At 41.7% G+C, this 21,464-nt stretch carries 14 protein-coding genes; 13 read left to right on the forward strand and 1 reads right to left on the reverse strand.

The features are described 5' to 3' along the window. Positions 1-4: 4 nt before the first annotated feature. The 8 genes from dltA to adcA all read left to right on the forward strand — a co-directional run bounded on the left by dltA (position 5) and on the right by adcA (position 7,920). On the forward strand, positions 5-1,555 hold the full coding sequence (gene dltA, locus O3650_RS04495) for a D-alanine--poly(phosphoribitol) ligase subunit DltA (protein ID WP_261074652.1): 1,551 nt from the start codon (positions 5-7) through the stop codon (positions 1,553-1,555). Next, the gene (dltB, locus tag O3650_RS04500; RefSeq protein WP_261074653.1) at positions 1,552-2,796 is read left to right on the forward strand and encodes a D-alanyl-lipoteichoic acid biosynthesis protein DltB; all 1,245 of its coding nucleotides are present in this window, start codon (positions 1,552-1,554) and stop codon (positions 2,794-2,796) included. Before dltA ends, dltB begins: the two co-directional genes overlap by 4 nt. A gap of 12 nt (positions 2,797-2,808) precedes the next feature. Beyond that, positions 2,809-3,048, forward strand: a complete 240-nt coding sequence (gene dltC / locus O3650_RS04505) for a D-alanine--poly(phosphoribitol) ligase subunit DltC (RefSeq protein WP_000351967.1) — start codon at positions 2,809-2,811, stop codon at positions 3,046-3,048. Then, positions 3,041-4,309, forward strand: coding sequence for a D-alanyl-lipoteichoic acid biosynthesis protein DltD (dltD, locus tag O3650_RS04510; RefSeq protein WP_261074654.1), 1,269 nt, complete (start codon positions 3,041-3,043; stop codon positions 4,307-4,309). Before dltC ends, dltD begins: the two co-directional genes overlap by 8 nt. Positions 4,310-4,461: 152 nt before the next feature. Further along, the gene (gene adcR / locus O3650_RS04515) at positions 4,462-4,902 is read left to right on the forward strand and encodes a zinc-dependent transcriptional regulator AdcR (protein WP_261066449.1); all 441 of its coding nucleotides are present in this window, start codon (positions 4,462-4,464) and stop codon (positions 4,900-4,902) included. Continuing rightward, positions 4,902-5,606, forward strand: a complete 705-nt coding sequence (locus tag O3650_RS04520; RefSeq protein WP_001269496.1) for a metal ABC transporter ATP-binding protein — start codon at positions 4,902-4,904, stop codon at positions 5,604-5,606. Before adcR ends, O3650_RS04520 begins: the two co-directional genes overlap by 1 nt. Beyond that, positions 5,599-6,405 (forward strand): metal ABC transporter permease, encoded by an 807-nt coding sequence (locus O3650_RS04525; protein ID WP_049535472.1) that lies wholly within the window; start codon positions 5,599-5,601, stop codon positions 6,403-6,405. Before O3650_RS04520 ends, O3650_RS04525 begins: the two co-directional genes overlap by 8 nt. A 9-nt stretch (positions 6,406-6,414) precedes the next feature. Further along, positions 6,415-7,920, forward strand: a complete 1,506-nt coding sequence (gene adcA, locus O3650_RS04530) for a zinc ABC transporter substrate-binding lipoprotein AdcA (RefSeq protein WP_261074655.1) — start codon at positions 6,415-6,417, stop codon at positions 7,918-7,920. 428 nt (positions 7,921-8,348) lie between these two features. Here the strand turns inward: adcA and O3650_RS04535 are convergent, their stop codons facing one another. Then, positions 8,349-9,206: a 5'-nucleotidase, lipoprotein e(P4) family gene (locus O3650_RS04535; protein WP_203176563.1), complete on the reverse strand. Its 858-nt coding sequence runs from the start codon at positions 9,204-9,206 to the stop codon at positions 8,349-8,351. Between the two features lie 260 nt (positions 9,207-9,466). On the opposite strand from O3650_RS04535, the gene O3650_RS04540 reads away from it, so the two are divergent. From O3650_RS04540 to O3650_RS04560, 5 genes are all read left to right on the forward strand, one after another. Next, the gene (locus O3650_RS04540) at positions 9,467-10,351 is read left to right on the forward strand and encodes an SPFH domain-containing protein (RefSeq protein WP_004235732.1); all 885 of its coding nucleotides are present in this window, start codon (positions 9,467-9,469) and stop codon (positions 10,349-10,351) included. Between the two features lie 201 nt (positions 10,352-10,552). Beyond that, the gene (locus O3650_RS04545) at positions 10,553-15,121 is read left to right on the forward strand and encodes a ZmpA/ZmpB/ZmpC family metallo-endopeptidase (RefSeq protein ID WP_203176561.1); all 4,569 of its coding nucleotides are present in this window, start codon (positions 10,553-10,555) and stop codon (positions 15,119-15,121) included. A 236-nt stretch (positions 15,122-15,357) separates the two neighbouring features. After that, the gene (locus O3650_RS04550; RefSeq protein ID WP_261083286.1) at positions 15,358-19,146 is read left to right on the forward strand and encodes a sugar-binding domain-containing protein; all 3,789 of its coding nucleotides are present in this window, start codon (positions 15,358-15,360) and stop codon (positions 19,144-19,146) included. A gap of 1 nt (position 19,147) precedes the next feature. Beyond that, positions 19,148-20,836, forward strand: a complete 1,689-nt coding sequence (locus O3650_RS04555; RefSeq protein ID WP_261083285.1) for an alpha-L-fucosidase — start codon at positions 19,148-19,150, stop codon at positions 20,834-20,836. A gap of 100 nt (positions 20,837-20,936) precedes the next feature. Then, a partial coding sequence (locus O3650_RS04560; protein ID WP_371491687.1) for an Rpn family recombination-promoting nuclease/putative transposase occupies positions 20,937-21,464 on the forward strand: 528 nt, incomplete at its 3' end.

The following is a 21,464-nucleotide window of genomic DNA, read 5'->3' on the forward strand; positions in this document are numbered from 1 at the left end:
TATTGTGTCAAATAAACCAATAGTAGATATGATTGAAACCATTGAGCATTTTGCTCAGACACAGCCTAACTATCCTGTTTACAATGTTTTGGATCAGGAATACACTTATGGAGATTTAAAGGCTAATTCGGATAGTTTAGCTACAGCCATTGACCAACTAGGCTTGCCTGAGAAGTCTCCTGTGGTCGTTTTTGGTGGCCAAGAATATGAAATGTTGGCAACTTTTGTAGCCTTGACTAAGTCAGGACATGCCTACATTCCAATTGATAGTCATTCGGCCTTGGAGCGAGTTTCGGCTATTTTAGAAGTGGCAGAGCCAAGCTTGATTATTGCCATCTCAGACTTTCCATTGGAGCAGGTTTCTACGCCAATGATAACTCTAGCTCAGGTTCAAGAAGCCTTTGCTCAAGGGACTAGCTATGAGATCACGCATCCAGTCAAGGGCGATGATAATTACTACATTATCTTTACTTCTGGTACGACTGGTAAGCCAAAGGGAGTGCAGATTTCCCATGATAACCTCCTTAGCTTTACCAACTGGATGATTACGGATAAGGAATTTGCGACGCCAAGTCGTCCGCAAATGCTGGCTCAGCCACCTTATTCATTTGACCTGTCTGTCATGTACTGGGCACCGACCTTGGCACTTGGTGGTACGCTTTTCGCTCTTCCTTCGGCTATTACTCAGGACTTTAAGCAACTCTTTACGACCATCTTTTCATTGCCAATCGCTATCTGGACATCAACGCCTTCTTTTGCAGATATGGCCATGTTGTCTGAAGACTTTAACAGCGAGAAAATGCCAGGAATCACGCATTTCTACTTTGATGGTGAAGAATTGACGGTCAAAACAGCTCAAAAACTGCGCGAGAGTTTCCCAAATGCCCGTATCATCAATGCCTACGGTCCAACAGAAGCGACAGTGGCTCTGTCAGCTGTTGCTGTGACAGACGAGATGTTGGCGACTCTCAAACGTCTACCAATCGGCTATACCAAGGCTGATTCTCCAACCTTTATCATTGATGAGGAAGGAAATAAACTGCCCAATGGCGAACAGGGAGAAATCATTGTTTCTGGACCAGCTGTTTCAAAAGGATATATGAATAATCCTGAAAAAACAGTGGAAGCCTTCTTTGAATTTGAAGGTCTGCCAGCCTATCACACAGGTGATGTGGGAACCATGACAGATGAAGGCTTACTTCTCTATGGCGGACGCATGGACTTCCAGATTAAGTTCAACGGTTACCGCATTGAGTTAGAAGATGTCTCTCAAAACCTCAACAAGTCTCGCTTTATCGATTCTGCTGTCGCTGTCCCACGTTATAATAAAGACCATAAGGTACAAAATCTACTGGCCTATGTCATCTTAAAAGACGGTGTTCGTGAGCAGTTTGAGCGTGATATCGATATTACCAAGGCCATCAAGGAAGATTTGACAGACATCATGATGTCCTACATGATGCCGTCTAAATTTCTTTACCGAGACAGTTTGCCACTGACTCCAAATGGAAAGATTGACATCAAAGGATTGATTAACGAGGTGAATAAGAGATGATGGAGTTTTTTCAACAGCTTCCTCATTTAGAGCCATATGGCAATCCTCAGTATTTTGTCTATGTGATTGCTGCAACCTTGCCCATCTTTATCGGTCTCTTTTTCAAGAAACGCTTTGCCTGGTATGAAGTGCTGGTTAGCCTCTTCTTTATCGTCACCATGTTGGTGGGTGGGAAGACCAATCAACTAGCTGCCTTGGGTATTTACCTTTGTTGGGAAATATTGCTCCTGCTTTTCTACAAGCATTATCGAAAAAGCAAGGATGGCAAGTGGGTCTTCTACTTAGTTAGTTTTCTGTCCCTACTTCCGATTATCTTTGTCAAGGTGCAGCCAGCTATCAATGGAACGCAGTCTTTGCTTGGGTTCTTGGGAATTTCTTACCTGACCTTTCGTTCGGTTGGAATTATCATAGAGCTGAGAGATGGAGTGATTAAGGATTTTACCTTCTGGGAATTCCTCCGCTTTCTTCTCTTCATGCCGACTTTTTCAAGTGGTCCAATCGATCGCTTTAAGCGTTTTAATGAAAATTACCAGACCATTCCTGAGCGAGATGAGTTGATGGATATGCTGGATGAATCTGTTCGCTATATCATGTGGGGCTTTTTGTATAAGTTTATCCTAGCTCATGTTTTAGGAGAGACCTTGTTGCCTCCTTTGAAGAATTTAGCCTTGCAGTCAGGTGGCTTCTTTAACCTCTATGCCTTGGCAGTTATGTATACATTTGGTCTGGAGCTTTTCTTTGACTTTGCAGGTTATTCTATGTTTGCCTTAGCCATTTCAAATTTGATGGGAATCCGTAGCCCTATCAACTTTAACAAGCCCTTTTTATCAAGGGATTTGAAGGAATTTTGGAATCGTTGGCATATGAGTCTCTCTTTCTGGTTCCGTGACTTTGTCTTTATGCGAATGGTCATGGTATTGACCAGAAAGAAGGTCTTTAAGAATCGCAATGTAACCTCAAGTGTGGCCTACATTGTCAATATGCTGATTATGGGATTTTGGCACGGTGTGACCTGGTACTACATCGCCTATGGGCTCTTTCATGGGATTGGACTGGTCATCAATGACGCTTGGGTTCGTAAGAAAAAAACGCTCAATAAGGAACGGAAAAAAGCAGGGAAGCCTGCTCTACCTGAGAATCGCTGGATTCAGTTGCTTGGCATGGTTATCACCTTCCATGTCGTCATGCTGTCATTCTTAATCTTTTCTGGATTTTTGAATGATTTATGGTTTAAAAAATAAAGGAAATAAAATATGGATATCAAATCAGAAGTTATCGAAATTATTGATGAGTTGTTTATGGAAGATGTTTCTGACATGATGGATGAAGATCTTTTTGATGCAGGTGTCTTGGATAGCATGGGCACGGTTGAGTTGATTGTGGAGATTGAAAACCGTTTTGACATTCGCGTCCCTGTAACAGAGTTTGGTCGTGATGACTGGAATACGGCCAATAAAATCATAGCTGGTATTGTGGAGCTACAAAATGCTTAAACGCTTATGGATGATCTTCGGACCGGTCTTGATAGCTGGTTTGTTGGTTTTTCTGCTCATTTTCTTTTATCCTACTGAGATGCGTCATAATCTAGGAGCTGAAAAGCGTTCAGCGGTGGCTACTACTATCGATAGTTTTAAGGAGCGAAGTCAAAAAGTCAGAGCACTATCTGATCCAAATATGCGTTTTGTTCCCTTCTTTGGCTCTAGTGAATGGCTTCGTTTTGATGGTGCTCATCCTGCGGTATTAGCTGAGAAATACAATCGCTCCTACCGTCCTTATCTTTTAGGACAGAGGGGAGCTGCATCGCTTAACCAGTATTTTGGAATGCAACAGATGTTGCCACAACTGGAGAATAAACAAGTTGTGTATGTTATCTCACCTCAGTGGTTCAGTAAAAATGGCTATGAGCCAGCAGCCTTCCAGCAGTATTTTAATGGAGACCAGTTGACAAGTTTTCTGGAACATCAATCTGGAGATCAGGCTAGCCAATATGCGGCGACTCGCTTACTACAGCAGTTTCCCAACGTAGCTATGAAGGATTTGGTTCAGAAGTTGGCAAGTAAAGAAGAATTGTCGACAGCAGACAATGAAATGATTGAATTATTGGCTCGGTTTAATGAACGCCAAGCCTCCTTTTTTGGTCAGTTTTCAGTTAGAGGCTATGTCAACTACGATAAGCATGTAGTTAAGTATTTAAAGACCTTGCCAGACCAGTTTTCTTATCAAGCTATAGAAGATGTCGTTAAAGCAGATGCTGAAAAGAATACTTCCAATAATGATCTGGGAATGGAAAATTATTTCTATAATACGCAGATTAAGAAGGATTTGAAGAAATTAAAGGACTCTCAGAAAAGCTTTACCTATCTCAAGTCGCCAGAATATAATGACTTGCAGTTGGTTTTAACACAGTTTTCTAAATCTAAGGTCAACCCGATTTTTATCATTCCACCTGTTAATAAAAAATGGATGGACTACGCTGGTTTACGAGAGGATATGTACCAACAAACGGTGCAGAAGATTCGCTACCAGTTAGAAAGTCAAGGGTTTACCAATATAGCAGATTTTTCTAAGGACGGCGGGGAGCCTTTCTTTATGAAGGACACCATTCATCTTGGTTGGTTGGGTTGGTTGGCTTTTGACAAGGCAGTTTATCCTTTCCTATCCAATCCCACACCAGCTCCGACTTACCATCTGAATGAGCGCTTTTTCAGCAAAGATTGGGCGACTTATGATGGAGATATCAAAGAATTTCAATAGATCATAATATAGAAGAGTTCAAGAATGAAGCCTATTTTCACGTTTTTTCTTGACTCTTTTTTTGCTTGTGATATAATTAACTGGTAAACAAAATTCCAAAGAATAGTATTTTTCTCTTAAAAAAGAGAAGTCCAAAAGGAAAGGAGTCAGATATGAGACAGCTAGCGAAGGATATCGATGGCTTTTTGAATGAGGTGATTTTGCAGGCGGAAAACCAACATGAAATCCTAATAGGTCATTGCACTAGCAAGGTAGCTCTGACCAATACCCAGGAGCATATCCTCATGCTCTTGTCGGAGGAATCTTTAACAAATTCAGAGTTGGCTCGTCGTCTCAATGTCAGTCAGGCGGCAGTTACCAAGGCCATTAAGTCTTTGGTCAAGGAAGGGATGTTGGAAACATCTAAAGATCCTAAAGATGCGCGTGTGATTTTTTATCAGTTGACTGATTTGGCTCGTCCAATCGCTGAGGAGCACCATCATCACCATGAGCATACACTTTTAACCTATGAACAAGTGGCGACTCAGTTTACTCCAAATGAACAAAAAGTTATTCAGCGGTTTTTGACTGCTTTAGTAGGAGAAATCAAATAATGAGATATATTACGGTAGAGGATTTGTCCTTCTATTATGATAAGGAACCTGTTCTTGAACATATCAATTATAGTGTTGATAGTGGGGAATTTGTTACCTTGACTGGGGAAAATGGAGCGGCTAAGACGACACTCATCAAGGCCAGTCTTGGAATCCTCCAACCACGCATTGGCAAGGTGACTATTTCAAAGACAAATACGCAGGGTAAGAAATTGAGAATAGCCTATCTTCCTCAACAGATTGCCAGTTTTAATGCGGGTTTTCCAAGTACGGTCTATGAATTTGTCAAGTCGGGTCGCTATCCGCGAAAAGGCTGGTTTCGTCGCTTGAATGCTCATGATGAGGAGCATATCAAGGCTAGTCTGGACTCAGTTGGTATGTGGGAACACCGAGACAAACGCTTGGGGTCTCTATCTGGAGGACAAAAGCAGCGAGCGGTGATTGCGCGTATGTTTGCTTCGGACCCAGATGTGTTTATCCTAGATGAGCCGACAACGGGGATGGATGCAGGAAGTAAAAATGAATTTTACGAACTCATGCACCACAGCGCCCATCATCATGGTAAGGCTGTTTTGATGATTACCCATGACCCTGAAGAAGTTAAGGACTATGCGGATCGCAATATTCATCTAGTCCGTAACCAAGACTCGCCATGGCGTTGTTTCAACGTTCATGAGAATGATCAGGAGGTGGGCCATGCTTAGTTTGTTATCTTATGACTTTATGCAACGCGCCTTTCTGGCCGTTATTGCCATGAGTCTTTTCTCGCCGGTATTGGGGACCTTCCTTATCTTGCGCCGTCAGAGTTTGATGAGTGATACCCTCAGCCACGTCTCTCTTTCAGGTGTAGCCTTTGGTCTGGTACTAGGGATTTCTCCAACTATTTCTACTATTGCCATTGTCTTGATTGCGGCGATCTTTCTAGAGTATCTCCGTACAGTTTATAAGAGTTTTATGGAAATCGGGACAGCTATCCTCATGTCAACGGGTCTGGCTGTTTCTCTGATTGTTATGAGCAAGGGCAAAAGTTCTAGTTCTATGAGTTTGGACCAGTATCTTTTTGGTTCCATCGTGACTATCAGCGAAGAACAGGTCATTTCCCTTTTTGTCATTGCGGCGGTTGTTTTGATTTTGACCTTCCTCTTCCTTCGTCCGATGTACATTTTGACCTTTGATGAGGATACGGCCTTTGTGGATGGCTTGCCCGTTCGTACCATGTCTATTCTTTTTAACATGGTTACAGGGGTGGCCATTGCTCTTATGATTCCTGCAGCAGGAGCTCTTTTGGTGTCGACCATTATGGTCTTGCCAGCTAGTATTGCCCTGCGTCTGGGGAAAAACTTTAAATCGGTTATGCTGCTTGCCAGTGCTATTGGATTTTTGGGAATGGTAGCAGGTCTTTACATTTCCTACTATGCAGAAACACCTGCAAGCGCAAGTATTACTATTATTTTTGTAACTGTCTTTTTACTCATTAGTTTAGTAAGACGTTTTATCAAATAGGAGACTAATGTGAAAAAAATTAGCTTATTGCTAGCCAGTCTATGTGCCTTGTTTTTAGCGGCTTGTTCCAATCAAAAACAGGCAGATGGCAAACTCAATATCGTGACAACCTTTTACCCTGTCTATGAATTTACCAAGCAAGTCGCAGGAGATACTGCTAATGTAGAACTCCTCATCGGTGCTGGTACAGAACCCCATGAATATGAACCGTCTGCCAAGGCAGTTGCCAAAATCCAAGACGCAGATACCTTCGTTTATGAAAATGAAAATATGGAAACATGGGTTCCTAAATTGCTAGATACCTTGGATAAGAAAAAGGTCAAAACCATCAAGGCGACAGGCGATATGTTGCTTTTGCCAGGTGGCGAGGAAGAAGAGGGAGACAATGACCATGGCGAAGAAGGTCATCACCATGAGTACGATCCCCATGTTTGGTTATCACCAGTTCGTGCTATTAAACTTGTAGAGCACATCCGTGATAGCCTATCAGCAGATTATCCGGATAAAAAAGAGACCTTTGAGAAGAATGCTGCTGCCTATATCGAAAAATTGCAAGCCTTGGATAAGGCTTATGCAGAAGGCTTGTTTCAAGCCAAACAAAAGAGCTTTGTAACGCAACACGCAGCCTTTAACTATCTTGCCTTGGACTATGGACTCAAACAAGTCGCAATCTCAGGCCTTTCTCCAGATGCAGAGCCATCAGCAGCTCGCTTGGCAGAATTGACAGAGTACGTCAAGAAAAATAAAATCGCCTATATCTACTTTGAGGAAAATGCCTCACAAGCCCTTGCTAATACACTTTCAAAAGAGGCAGGTATCAAAACAGATGTTCTCAATCCTTTAGAAAGTCTGACAGAAGAGGACACCAAGGCTGGAGAAAATTACATCTCTATCATGGAGAAAAACCTCAAAGCTTTGAAACAAACAACAGATCAAGAAGGTCCAGCTATCGAGCCTGAAAAGACAGAGGATACCAAGACAGTTCAAAATGGTTACTTTGAGGATGCAGACGTCAAGGACCGCACTTTGAGTGACTATGTAGGTAACTGGCAATCAGTCTATCCTTTCCTTGAAGATGGCACGTTGGATCAAGTCTTTGACTACAAGGCTAAGTTGACTGGTAAGATGACTCAGGCTGAGTACAAGGCTTACTATACAAAAGGCTATCAGACAGATGTCACTAAGATTAACATTACTGATAATACTATGGAATTTGTTCAAGGTGGACAAAGTAAGAAATTCACCTACAAGTATGTTGGTAAGAAAATCTTGACTTATAAGAAAGGAAATCGTGGCGTGCGCTTCCTCTTTGAAGCCACAGATGCTGATGCCGGACAGTTCAAGTATGTTCAGTTTAGTGACCACAATATCGCCCCAGTTAAGGCAGAACATTTCCATATCTTCTTTGGAGGAACAAGCCAAGAAGCCCTCTTTGAAGAAATGGACAACTGGCCAACCTACTACCCAGATAACCTATCTGGACAAGAAATCGCCCAAGAAATGTTGGCGCATTGATGAGAAACCGACTAGTTCATAGGAGCTAGTCGGTTTTTGGATACTAGATGGCTAATTTCATTATAGATCTTTCAGAACTTTAAACAATAAATAAAACTCTTGAAATATCGGGGTTTATATGCTAGAATGTAGTTAATTGATAAGGTTCATTAGAACACCAAAGCCCCTAACTATGGCCGTAGTTAAGGGCTTTTTTGACGTATCTTAGCGATTTAACGGGTGTTGATAGGCTAGTCATTCGGTCTATTTCTTACCATATTTCAATCTACTATATTTAAAATCAGAAAATGTATCAGATGTATAAAAGCTTGATGTTATATCAATTATAAAAGTGGATAGGAAAGTTTTCTGATTATCAGAATTCCTTCCTATCCACTTTTTGAAGATTGTAAGTTAGCTTAATTTTATGTATAGTCAGCTTATTTGTTTTATTTATCAAAACCTTGCAAGGCTTTTTGGCGTTCTTCTACTTGACCTTTAGCATCTAGTTTATTACCAGCGTATACAGCTGATTCCCATGATCCGTACATTGGATTTGGGAAGATGATGAATTTTTCACCGAATTCTTTTTGCAATTCTTCAAGTTGTTTATCACGGTCAGACTCAGAAGTCTTAGAAAAATCTGCAAAGTCTACGAGGTTATCACCAAACAATAAGATAAGATTTGTTTTTTCTTGAACTTTTTGGCGACGCCCCTCTTTGGATTTTACACCACTTTCTAAGAACATGAGATGATCACGTCCTTGAACAGGAATTCCTTCACTTTCAAGATTTTTAATGGTAGCATCTACTTGATTAGCTGAGCGGTCAGAAATGTAGTAGATTTGGACACCGTTTTGATCAGCAAACTGAAGAAAATCCTTGGCACCTGGGACAGCTTTTGCTGCAGCTTTTTGAACCCAAATATCCCAATTTTCGGGTGTAAATGCTGTACCGTCTTTAACATTTTGTACTTGATAAGGGCTATTATCTAGGACAGTTTCATCCAAGTCTAAAACGATAGAGTAAGGTTTGTCTGATTCTGTTTTGAGCAATTCCTTTAGGTGATTTGTTGCAACGTTATAACCCTGTATGTATAAAGCTTTAGTTTCAGCTGATTTTTGATACCAAAGGGTTGACATAGTGTTTTCTCTTGACCGTAGTTGGTCATATGTCAATGTAATCTGATTATCAGATGAGCTATTATTGCTTGTCTGTGTTTCTGTAGACTTTGTTGCACAACTAGCCAATAAGACGACAGAAACAAGTGCAGAAAGGATTGTAACAGTAGTTTTTGCTGTTTTCATGAAATATCTCCTATTTATTCATTTCAATAAATAGTATAGCACGAGAGAAAAGTTAAGGCAAGTCATTCTCTGACTATGGATGAAGATTCTATAGAAGATAATGTAATGAAAAAAAAGCGATTACTAACTTGAAATGTAGTTTCACCTCTAATTATTGACATTTCAGGAAAAATCGCAGTAAAAACTGCACAGCCTTCTTTAAATGTGCTATAATACAGGAAAAAATAATAATGGAGGTCACGATAATGGCAACATTTTTGATGATTTTTGTGGTGGTTTGTGTGCTCCTATTGGTGATAGTCACACTGAGTACAGTTTATGTGGTTCGTCAGCAGTCGGTGGCGATTATTGAACGCTTTGGGAAATACCAAAAGGTTGCCAATAGCGGTATTCATATTCGATTGCCTTTTGGAATTGACTCGATTGCAGCTCGGATTCAGTTGCGCTTGTTGCAAAGCGATATTGTGGTTGAGACTAAGACCAAGGACAATGTGTTCGTTATGATGAATGTAGCGACTCAGTACCGTGTCAATGAGCAGAGCGTAACAGATGCCTACTATAAACTCATGCGTCCAGAATCTCAGATTAAATCTTATATCGAAGATGCTCTTCGCTCTTCTGTTCCAAAATTAACCTTGGATGAATTGTTTGAGAAAAAAGATGAGATTGCCCTTGAAGTTCAACACCAAGTAGCAGAAGAAATGACTACTTACGGTTATATTATTGTGAAAACCTTGATTACTAAGGTTGAGCCAGACGCAGAAGTCAAGCAATCCATGAATGAAATCAATGCGGCGCAACGTAAGCGGGTCGCAGCGCAAGAATTGGCGGAAGCTGACAAGATTAAAATCGTTACTGCAGCTGAAGCCGAAGCAGAAAAAGACCGCCTCCATGGTGTGGGGATTGCCCAACAACGTAAGGCGATTGTGGATGGATTGGCAGAGTCTATCACCGAACTCAAGGAAGCCAATGTTGGCATGACGGAAGAACAAATCATGTCCATCCTCTTGACCAACCAGTATTTGGACACCTTGAATACCTTTGCCTCTAAAGGAAATCAGACTATCTTTTTACCAAATACTCCAAATGGTGTGGATGATATCCGTACACAAATCTTGTCAGCCCTCCGTGCTGAGAAGAAGTAATAGACTAAAGAGCTTGGCAACAGGCTCTTTTTGCATTGCATTTGTTAAGAAAAGCAAAGAACATTGATATACATTTAACTAAAATTATTGTATGTTGTTTCCCTTAATTTGGAATGATAAGGGAATAACTAGAAAGATTTGTGAATACAAACTATTTCTGATATACTAAATATACAGTAATAATGAATGATAGGATATGGAATGAAAGAATTTCAATTTGAGAGAAAGCAGCGTTTTTCTTTGAGGAAATATACAATAGGAGCTTGTTCGGTCTTGCTAGGAACGAGTTTATTTTTTGCTGGTATGGGGGCTCAACCCGTACAGGCTGCAGAAACGACTTCAACACTAATTTCAAGTCATTATTTGGATGAGCAGGATTTATCTGAAAAGCTGAAATCTGAGTTGCAATGGTTTGAAGAGAATAAAATTGAGGTAAAAGAGGGAAAAGAATACTATTTTGTCTATCGAAAATTGGCTACAAGATTACCAGAAACAGGTCTGTTTTCTAATGATGGGATGTTTATCTTGGGAGCAGGATTATTATTGCTTTCCTTCACTTTAATCAAGAGAAAAAAGGGAGCGTCTTACTTCCTTGTGAGCGTCTTTGCTGTTGGTGGTTGGGGAGCATCCATCTCTGCTTTAGAAAATCTGGTAGAATTGCAACCAGCCCTTGTTAAGAGAGTAGAAGGTCAGTTTTTACCAAGTCCTGAAACAGTCCAAGGATATAAATTTACGGGATATTATTTGGTAAGAGATAGTGCTAGTAAGGAACTTTCTGTTGATAAGGTAGAGTCGCCAGCATTATCTCAAAAGGAGGAAAGTTCAGAATCTCAGTCTAAGAAGATTGTACCACAGACTGCATCTCATTTTAGCTCGACTAAAGATCTTGTGCAATCTCCTCAACCATCTTACGCAGTTGAGCCTGTTTTAAATCCAACTTCTGAAAAAAGTATGAATATTGAGTCTAAAAAAGTACCAGATGAAGGAATGAAAACTGTTATTGAAGACAAGCCAGAACTGGAAGTTAGGATAGGGGAGATAGAGTTTGAAACTCAATTTCAGTCTGACCCAACTCTGGCTAAGGGAGAAAAAAGAATTTCTATAGAAGGTGCCAAGGGACAAGAACGAATCTTAACAGAAGTAAGGGTTGTCGATGGTATTGTTACGCGAAATGAAGTAGGGAGAGAAGTGCTTCGTGAACCAGTTGCTCAGGTGATTTTGGTCGGGGCAAAAGAGAAGGAACCTCAAGAAAATAGTATAAGCCTAGCCCCGGAAGTCCAACCACCTCTTCCGTCTTATGAGGGCGGTGTTTCCGGCGAATCCTTGGTGGAACCGTCCCTTCCATCTTATGAAGGCGGTGTTTCCGGTGAGTCCTTGGTAGAACCAGCGCTTCCGTCTTATGAAGGCGGTGTTTCCGGTGAGCCTTCGGTAGAGTCGTCTCTTCCGTCTTATGAAGGCGGTGTTTCCGGTGAATCCTTGGTGGAGCCGTCCCTTCCATCTTATGAAGGTGGTGTTTCTGGCGAATCCTTGGTGGAACCGTCCCTTCCCTCTTATGAAGGTGGTGTTTCCGGCGAAACCTTGGTAGAACCAGCGCTTCCATCTTATGAAGGCGGTGTTTCTGGTGAATCCTTGGTGGAACCGTCCCTTCCTTCTTATGAAGGTGGTGTTTCCGGCGATCCTTCGGTAGAGCCATCTCTTCCGTCTTATGAAGGTGGCGTTTCCGGTGAGCCTGAGATACAGGAGGCTCTCCCAGAGTACAAAGAAGACACTCAACTTCCTCAGACCAAAGTGGAGACCAAAGCTGTTCCTTATGAAACCGTTTATGAAAAGAATGAGAAACTAGACCACGGCGTTACAAGAGTAAAAATTCCGGGTGTTGAGGGACAAGAACAAGTTACTACTACCTATACTAAAGATCAAGCAAGTGGAAATATTTCTGAGAATAAAACTGTCAAAATAGTAGTTAACAAAGTTGATCAAGTTGTAGAAGTTGGAACTAAACCGAGTGTTGAAACTACTGTCCTATCTCATAAAACGATTTACCAAGTGAATCCTGCTTTGGAGTTCAGACGACAGGAAGTAGCGGTTGCAGGGCATGATGGTTCGGTGGAAACTAGGACGACTTATCAACTAGACAAGGCAACAGGTCAGGTGACGGTATCTGATACTACTAGACAAGTAAATCCAGCAGTCGATAAAGTGATTCAAGTTGGTAATGTGGAAAAAGTAATACAACCGATTGCTGTTACTGAGGAGCGAAGAGAGGATTCTTCACTTGCTAAAAATATAGAAAAGGTAGCATCTGAGGGTGAAGTTGGTGAGAATACACTTACCAGAACCTACGCTATCAATGAACAAACTGGTGAATTGGTTAATTCTCAAGAAACGAGTCAAATAACAAAACTAATGAAACCGAGAGTTGTTTTAGTTGGTAGTCAGGAGGATAAACCACACTTACTTCCGGCTAATAGTGAGAGAGAAGATGCTGTGGATGTGTCTGCTCTGACCACAAGCGTGAGATCAGTAGATTTCTTACATGACAGTAAACTAAAAGCACAGTTAGAGCCTACCTATGATCCTCGAGATATTATAACAAAGAGAATTGCGCTCAGAAAAACACACCCAAATATCACTGACCAAGAAGTCAAAGATATGTTGCGCACAGAGTATCTTCAAAAACTGTCAATTCAAGAAAGCTTTGATCAGACGAAGACGCAAGCTGAGTCAAGTTTCAAAAAGATAGCCTCGCATACATTGGGAATTATAGGAGATACCCCTGAAAATCGCAGCAAGGTCAAACAAGAGCTTGAGCAATACAAAGAGCAGATTTTGTTGGGACTGTCTTATATCAATCGTTTTTATAATATTCAATTTGGGGACACGAATATTCGTGATATTCTGGCCTTTAATCCAAGCTCATTTGGCAATAAGACAATGACCGCCTTGGATAGTTTGAAAAAATTAGGATCCATGTCTTATGAAGAGATGAAATTGACCAATAGTCCTCAAACATTTACAAAGTATTTATCTACTATTACAGGTAAGGCTAGTTTGAAGGAATTTTTAGACAGCAATCGCCAACTCTTTACGTCAGATGATGCGGATACCTGGCTTAAAAAATCTAGCCAAGCTATGATTGTTGAAAAACCATCTAAGGAAAATCCTTCAGCGCATGTCGGGTTGTATAGCAAGTTGACAGCTGGGGAAAAGGATCCTCGTAAACAAGAGGCTAATATGGCTGCTATTTTGGGACTTTTAAATGTGAAAGAACCAAATGTTTACGTGATTAGTAATATGGCGACAATTACCTATGGTAATATTGGTTCCTATATAGATACTTCTCTTGCCCAGTCTAATCCAACTAAGTATCAGGCTGAGCTTGCTAGAGTCAAGTCTTTAATTGAGAAAGCGGCTGTACAACAAGCCAACTATGTTGATACTCTTTATCGTATAACAAAACCAGAAAATCGTGATAAGTTGCTGACAAATCGTTTGATTATTGATACGATGAAGAAATATACAAGTAATCCGAATGCCCAGATTGATAGCACTTGGTCACCAGCTACTGGTAATGGAGCTGATAAGGGAGTCGACCAATTTATGACTCCTATGAATTACTATTCTCCAGTAAGTAAGGTGGGAGCTGAGGCAAATGGATTAGGTGTCCGTTACTTTATAGATAGAGTTCTGGATGATAGAGGTTCAGCTACTTATTCTCATGAAATGACGCACTTACTAGATAGAACGGTCTTGTTTAATAATCACGGTCGTCGAGATGGTACAGGAGCAGAGTTTTATGCGCGTGGTATTTTTGAAAACTCCTATAATCCAGAAAAGGATACTTATTTCAATCTCAACTTTGTATATGATGAGAGTGATAAGAATGGATTTTACAATAGAACACCTGATCGATTTAAAATAGCAGAAGATTTGAAATCTTATATGAAGGGAAGTTTCGATGTCCTTTATACTCTAGATTACCTAGAAGCTGAAGCAAGTAAAGGCTTATCTGCAGAAGACAAGATGAGTTATTTCAAAAAAATAACGCCAATCACTTCAACAGGTCCTAGAACTTGGGTAGATTACCGTAATCCAGCAGTTAAACCAACTCATAAGAGTGAGGAGATTCAAGCTCTGACCTTAGAAGATGCCAAAAAATTGACAGATATTGATAGTTTGATTGACAATCATATCCTGGTCAATCGTTATATCATTGCTGGTTTTTCAGATAAAGGAAAAATTACAGCAAATGGTTACTATACTGTTGACATGTTTGATACCATTTATGGTGTTAGTCAAAATGACTCTGGTATGAGTGGGGATATCACCTTTAGAAAACAAGCCTTTGAATTGATGGCTACTTTGGGCTACTATGAAGGATTTGTTCCTTATGTGTCAAATCAATATAAAAACCAAGCTGAAGCGGCAGGAAAACCATTATCTGATAAGTATATTTTTGAAAAAATTCTAGGAAAAACATATGCGGAGTTCAAAAAAGATCAAATTAATGAACGTGTTGCAAAATTAGATAGCCTGAAATCTATTACGATAAATTACAACGGAAAATCAGAAGTAATTGCAAGTAAAGAAAAACTACAATCACTAATGAACGAAGCTGTTTTAGCTGAATTAGCCCAGATAAAAGCAGGAAATACCACGGCTAAAAAGTTTGAGTTTATCGAAACACCAGTGCAAAAACTGAAAAAAGCGATTTATAAAGCTTATCTCAAAGATTCAGATGACTTTAGACAATCGATTTACAATAGTTAAGACAAAAGGGACATCTCTCTGGAATGAACATTCAGAGAGGTGTTTTTTGGTCTCTTTTGAGGTTTGTATTGTTTATTGCAAATTACAGTTTGATTGAACATGGAGTTATTTTCAGACTTTTCCACAAATTATAGAATCTCTTCTGAGTATTTAGGGAGTGATGGAGGAAATCTTGAAAGCGCTTGTGTTTTGTGCTATAGTCAAGTAAATCGAGTCGTTTAAAGAGGAATGCTTGTATGAGAAGAGAAAGAATTTTACGAAATCACTGGTTTTTTAGCCAAGAGGTGGGGAAAGAAGATGCCTTGGCGTCGGATTTTCAGAGGGGAAATTGGCAGGCCATTCAAGTGCCACATGACTGGAGTATTTACAATGATTTTGACCAATACTCGCCAGCGCAAAATGAGGGTGGTCAGTTAAATGGGGGTCAGGCTTGGTACCGGACGCAGTTTTACTTGGAAGAAGATGCCAGTCTTGTATCGGTGCGTTTGTTGTTTGATGGAGTTTACATGAATGCCCAAGTCTATATCAACGGGCAAGTGCTGGGCTATTATCCCAATGGCTATACACCCTTTTCTTATGATATCACCCCCTATCTAAGAAACGATGGGACAGCCAACCAGCTTGCGGTTTTTGTGGAAAATCAGCAACCTAGCAGTCGTTGGTACTCTGGTAGCGGTATTTACCGAGAAGTAAAATTATTGATTAGAGATTCGGTGCATCTGGATTTATATGGGATTAAGATAGAAAGTCCCAAGCTAAAGGAACAAAGAGATGGATGGGTGGAGACTCAGCTTACAAGTAAGGTTTCAAATGATGGACCTCAGTCCGTGTCGGTGTATTTGGAGCAGAGTATCTGGTATGATGGACAACAGCTGTCAGACTGGCTGGCGACAGACTCTCTAGTGATTGAGTCTGGGGACAAATATTCTTTCCAACAAGCCATATCAATTTTTCAACCCTTGCTTTGGGATATTGACCATCCCTACCTTTACCAATTGAAGACTCGCCTTTACAAAAATGGCATTTTGGTTGATGAAGAAGAGGAGACTTTTGGTTACCGTTATATGGATTGGCAAGCGGATAAGGGCTTCTTTCTAAATGGTAGCTGGTTGAAGATTCATGGGGTTTGTTTGCACCATGACTACGGAGCGCTGGGATCTGTGGAAAACAGGTCAGCTGCTGAGAGACGCTTGCGCCAGATGAAGGAAATGGGTGTCAATGCAATCCGAATCACCCATAATCCAGCTAGTAGTATTTTGCTGGATGTGGCTGCCAAAATGGGGCTACTCATCCAAGAAGAAGCCTTTGATACCTGGTATGGAGGCAAGAAAGAATATGATTATGGTCGCTTTTTTGAGGAAGAAGCGACTCATCCAGAAGCGAAAGCAGGCGATTTCTGGTCAGATTACGATTTGCGCACCATGATTGAACGTGGTAAGAACAATCCAGCGATTTTTATGTGGTCCTTGGGAAATGAAGTCAGCGAAGCAAATGGCGATGCCCATTCATTGAAGACGATCAAACGCTTGCTAGAAAGGGTTAAGGAAGTCGATGATAGCCGTTTTGTGACCATGGGAATGGATCAGTTCCGCTTCGGAGATGGTTCTGGAGGTCATGAAAAGATTGCTGATTTGCTGGATGTGGTGGGCTTAAATTACTCGGAAGATAATATTGACGCGATTCGCAAAAGACATCCCAAGTGGCGACTTTATGGGTCTGAAACCTCATCGGCTACAAGGACGCGTGATAGCTATTTTCGCCCAGATAAGGAATGGGTTGGGGATAATCGCCGCGTGAGGAATTTTGAACAGTCAGACTATGGCAATGATCGGGTTCCTTGGGGGAAGACAGCGACAGCTTCTTGGATAGCAGATAGAAATCGGCTAGACTATGCGGGTCAGTTTATCTGGACAGGAGTGGACTATATCGGTGAGCCCACTCCTTGGCACAACCAAAATGACACACCTGTCAAGAGTTCCTATTTTGGGATTGTGGATACGGCAGGGATTCCTAAAAATGACTATTATCTCTATCAAAGTCAGTGGTTGGACCTAGATCAGCATCCCATGGTTCATATCTTACCCCACTGGAATTGGGAAATCCACAAGAGTTATCAACAAGTTGTGGATAAGTGTGGGGATATCCCTGTTCGAGTGTATTCAAATGCTGGTTCAGTAGAGCTATTTCTCAATGGAAAATCCCAAGGCAGAAAGAATTTTCAGGAAAAATGGACTTCAGATGGTAGAAAATACCAAGAGGGAGCAAGTTCTGAACAACTTTATCTCGAATGGCGTTTGGCTTATCAACCAGGAGAATTGCATGCTGTAGCCTATGATTATCAAGGTCAGCTTGTGGCAGAAGATAGGGTGGTGACTGCAGGTAAGCCAGCCAAAATCGGGCTACATGCCGAGAAAACAAAACTGGAGCCAGATGGGCAAGACCTCCTTTATCTCTATTTTGATGTATTGGACAAGGATGGAAATTGGGTACCGAGTGCTTCCAATCAGCTTCATTTTAAAATTGAAGGCCCTGCTCGTATTGTAGGTGTGGATAATGGTAGGCAGGCTAGTCGTGAACGTTACCAGGCTCAGAAAAATGGTCGGTTTAAGCGGCAAGCCTTTCATGGCAGAGGTGTCCTTTTGGTTCAGAGTTTAGATCAGGCAGGTCACGTAAGAGTAAAAGCCAGTGCCAGAGGGCTAGAGCCAGCAAGTTTTGATATCTTAGTGGGAGAGGCTTTGGCTACCCAACCAGTGAGAAATAAGCGCTTATTTGAGATTCGAGTGGACAAGCAGGCCGGATTACAAGAAGGAGATTCCCCAGCTATTGGACTTTATCCACAAACTGTGGATAACCCTGTGAACAAGGTGGGGAATAGTGAAGTGATTTGGAAGACGAGTGGTAGTGCCCACGCCATTATCAAGCAGGGAGTGCTTTATTGCTTGTCTGTAGGGGACTTGGCTATTCGCGCCTTTTATCAAGGGAAGGCCTATCAAACTCATTTTCAGGTGGCAGAAAATACCTCACTAGGGCAGGCAGTTTCTGTACGATCACTTCGCTTGTATACAGCTAAGGGAACTTATCCACAGCTGCCATCTTCAGTTTTGGTGGACTATGAGTTCGGTGGTGCAAAACGAGTCAAGGTTGTTTGGGAGGCAATCTCCGAAGAAGATATAGCAAGCTTTCATAAATTTACGGTATCTGGTCATCTTGAGGGGCTGGATATAAAGGCTTCTGCTCAGGTTTGTGTCCAAGGGATTTGCGCTATTGAGCCTGAAAAGGTTTGGACGCTTGTCAAGGAAGTCCCACATTTACCAGATCGAGTCAAGCTAGTCTTATCAGATGGCAGAAGAGATACGGCCAAGGTGACTTGGGATGAACTCGAACCTCAAGTCTATGCTCAGGTAGGAGAAAGTGTGCTCACAGGACAAGTAGCGGGCTGTGAGTTGCCAGCAACAGTCACCATTCATGTGACAGATGTCAGTGTAGATGGGGAAGTTATTTCCGATCAGTGGACAGGATCCAACCTGCCTCTGGTCTTTGCTTCCCATTCAGAGCCGAATCACCCAGCCTCATATCTCAATGACAAGGTTATTGCTCGGAAGAAATCGACAGCCAATACTTGGATTGCCAAGTCAGAGCAAGCCAGCGTGGGTATTCTGTTTGGAGATGCAGGGATTTTAAAACCGCGATTTGTGGATAACCTGACCTTGTATTATGTTGAAAATCAAGAATATGTGGCCGTTGAGCCGACCTTTATCGATTATTATGTAGGGAATGAGCCTGCCTTGCCTCGGACTCCCAACCATTTGGACAAGGATTCTCTACTCAAACAAGAGGAGAATTGGCGCCCTGTATCAGGCATCCGAAAAGTGTCAAGTGACAAGGATGAAGAGCTTCGTTTTGAATTTGATAAGGTGAAGACTTACGCCCTTCGTCTTCGATTTGAAAGTTTGACTAGTCCCCTAGCCTTAACCGAATTGCAAGTATATGCCAAAAAAGTAAAGAAAAGTGTAGATAGGAAGTAGTATGGTAAGAGAAATAAAACCGCATGGGCCCTTGCCTAGTCAGGCCCAGCTAGCTTATTTAGAGGATGAACTAGCAGCCTTTATCCATTTTGGGCCTAATACCTTTTATGACCAGGAATGGGGGACAGGTCAGGAGGAACCTGAACGCTTTAATCCGACCAGGTTAGATGCGCGTGAGTGGGTTCGCGTGCTCAAGGAAACGGGCTTTAAAAAGTTGATTTTGGTGATCAAGCACCACGACGGCTTTGTCCTCTATCCGACAGCTCACACAGATTATTCGGTCAAGGCCAGTCCTTGGAGGAATGGAGAGGGAGACTTGCTCCTTGAGGTGTCCCAAGCTGCCACAGAGTTTGATATGGATATGGGGATCTACCTATCACCGTGGGATGCCCATAGTCCCCTCTATCATGTGGACCGAGAAGCGGACTATAATGCCTATTATCTGGCTCAGCTGAAGGAAATCTTATCAAATCCTGCCTATGGCAATGGAGGGAAATTTGCTGAGATCTGGATGGATGGTGCCAGAGGAGAGGGCGCTCAAAAGGTTAATTATGAATTTGAAAAATGGTTTGAAACCATTCGTGAGCTTCAGGGCGATTGCTTGATTTTTTCAACAGAAGGCACTAGTATCCGTTGGATTGGCAATGAACGAGGGTACGCAGGTAATCCCCTGTGGCAAAAGGTGAATCCTGAAAAATTAGGGACAGAAGCAGAGTTGGGCTATCTTCAGCATGGGGATCCTTCAGGCACGATTTTCTCAATCGGTGAGGCAGATGTTTCCATTCGGCCGGGCTGGTTCTACCATGAAGAGCAGGATCCTAAGTCACTTGAGGAGTTGGTCGAAATCTATTTTCACTCAGTGGGGAGAGGCACACCTCTCTTACTCAATATTCCGCCGAATAAAGATGGGCTCTTTGATGCAAAGGATATTGAACGCCTCTATGAATTTACGGCCTATCGCAATGAGCTCTATAAAGAAGATTTGACTCTGGGAGCTAAGGTATCTGGTCCAGCACTTTCCGCAGACTTTGATTGTCGCCATTTGACAGACGGTCTTGAGACTAGTTCATGGGCAAGCGATGCAGACTTGCCCATCCAACTAGAACTAGACTTAGGGGCGCCTAAAACTTTCGATGTTCTTGAGTTAAGAGAAGATTTGAAGCTGGGGCAACGAATCGCTGCTTTTCATGTGCAAGTAGAGGTGGACGGCGTCTGGCAAGAATTTGGTACGGGCTTCACAGTTGGTCATAAGCGTCTCTTGCGAGGTTCGCTAGTAGAGGCACAGAAGGTGCGCGTAATGATTACAGAGGCACAGGATTTACCTGTACTGACCAAGATTTCACTCTATAAAACTCCTAGCTTAGCAAAAAAAGAAGTTGTTCAGGAACTAGCATTTGCAGAAAAAAGTCTAGCTGTAGCAAAGGGGGAGACTCTTCATTTTAGGATTGAACGTAGTGAAAGTAGTACTCCTCTGGAAGCTAAGATTTCGATTCAACCGGGGACAGGTGTCCATGGTGTTGCCTATCAGGACGAGATTCAAGTCCTTCAATTCCAAGCTGGGGAATGCAAAAAAGATTTGCATCTACCAACCATGTATTTTGCTGCCGACAAGACCTTGGATTTTTATCTGAATCTGACTGTTGATGGACAGTTGGTTGATCAAGCTCATATTTTAGTTGAAACGAGATAAAATATCTTAACAATTCATTTCCTTTTCGAATAAATAGATAGAACCATCGAATCTAGCAAAATTAGATTTAAAACTATGGTATAATAGAAGGAGGAAATGGATGACTTTAAGACATCCGGGCATCAGCCCGACCAATGATTTGGTAGCTAAGAAAATCTTTAGCAATCCAGAAATCACTTGTCAATTTATCCGCGATATGCTGGAATTACCAGCCAAAAATGTGACCATTTTGGAGGGAAGCAATATTCATGTCTTACCTTCCATACCTTACTCGGCGCAGGATTTCTATACCAGTATAGATGTTTTGGCGGAGTTGGACAATGGGACACAAGTAATTATTGAGATTCAGGTGCATCATCAGAATTTTTTCATCAATCGCCTGTGGGCTTACCTTTGCAGTCAGGTCAATCAAAACCTTGAAAAAGTTCGCCAACAAGAAGGCAATACTCACCAGAGTTATAAACATATCGCACCAGTATACGCTATCGCAATCGTGGATAGCAACTACTTTCAAGATGATTTAGCCTTTCACAGTTTTAGTATGCGAGAGGATACGACAGGTGAGGTCTTAACCATCACAAACAATGGACAAGAAAACCATCTGGTTAAGATGGCATTCTTGGAATTA

It is taken from the genome of Streptococcus sp. 20925_1_24 (assembly GCF_041432335.1).
In the GTDB taxonomy this organism is placed as follows: Bacteria; Bacillota; Bacilli; order Lactobacillales; family Streptococcaceae; genus Streptococcus; species Streptococcus mitis_BM.

Coding starts and splice junctions, on each gene's coding strand:
- dltC (WP_000351967.1), top strand. CDS start 2,809: ATGGATATCAAATCAGAAGTTATCGAAATTATTGATGAGTTGTTTATG.
- O3650_RS04525 (WP_049535472.1), top strand. CDS start 5,599: ATGCTTAGTTTGTTATCTTATGACTTTATGCAACGCGCCTTTCTGGCC.
- adcR (WP_261066449.1), top strand. CDS start 4,462: ATGAGACAGCTAGCGAAGGATATCGATGGCTTTTTGAATGAGGTGATT.
- O3650_RS04540 (WP_004235732.1), top strand. CDS start 9,467: ATGATTTTTGTGGTGGTTTGTGTGCTCCTATTGGTGATAGTCACACTG.
- dltB (WP_261074653.1), top strand. CDS start 1,552: ATGATGGAGTTTTTTCAACAGCTTCCTCATTTAGAGCCATATGGCAAT.
- O3650_RS04555 (WP_261083285.1), top strand. CDS start 19,148: ATGGTAAGAGAAATAAAACCGCATGGGCCCTTGCCTAGTCAGGCCCAG.
- dltD (WP_261074654.1), top strand. CDS start 3,041: ATGCTTAAACGCTTATGGATGATCTTCGGACCGGTCTTGATAGCTGGT.
- O3650_RS04520 (WP_001269496.1), top strand. CDS start 4,902: ATGAGATATATTACGGTAGAGGATTTGTCCTTCTATTATGATAAGGAA.
- O3650_RS04535 (WP_203176563.1), bottom strand. CDS start 9,206: ATGAAAACAGCAAAAACTACTGTTACAATCCTTTCTGCACTTGTTTCT.
- O3650_RS04545 (WP_203176561.1), top strand. CDS start 10,553: ATGAAAGAATTTCAATTTGAGAGAAAGCAGCGTTTTTCTTTGAGGAAA.
- O3650_RS04550 (WP_261083286.1), top strand. CDS start 15,358: ATGAGAAGAGAAAGAATTTTACGAAATCACTGGTTTTTTAGCCAAGAG.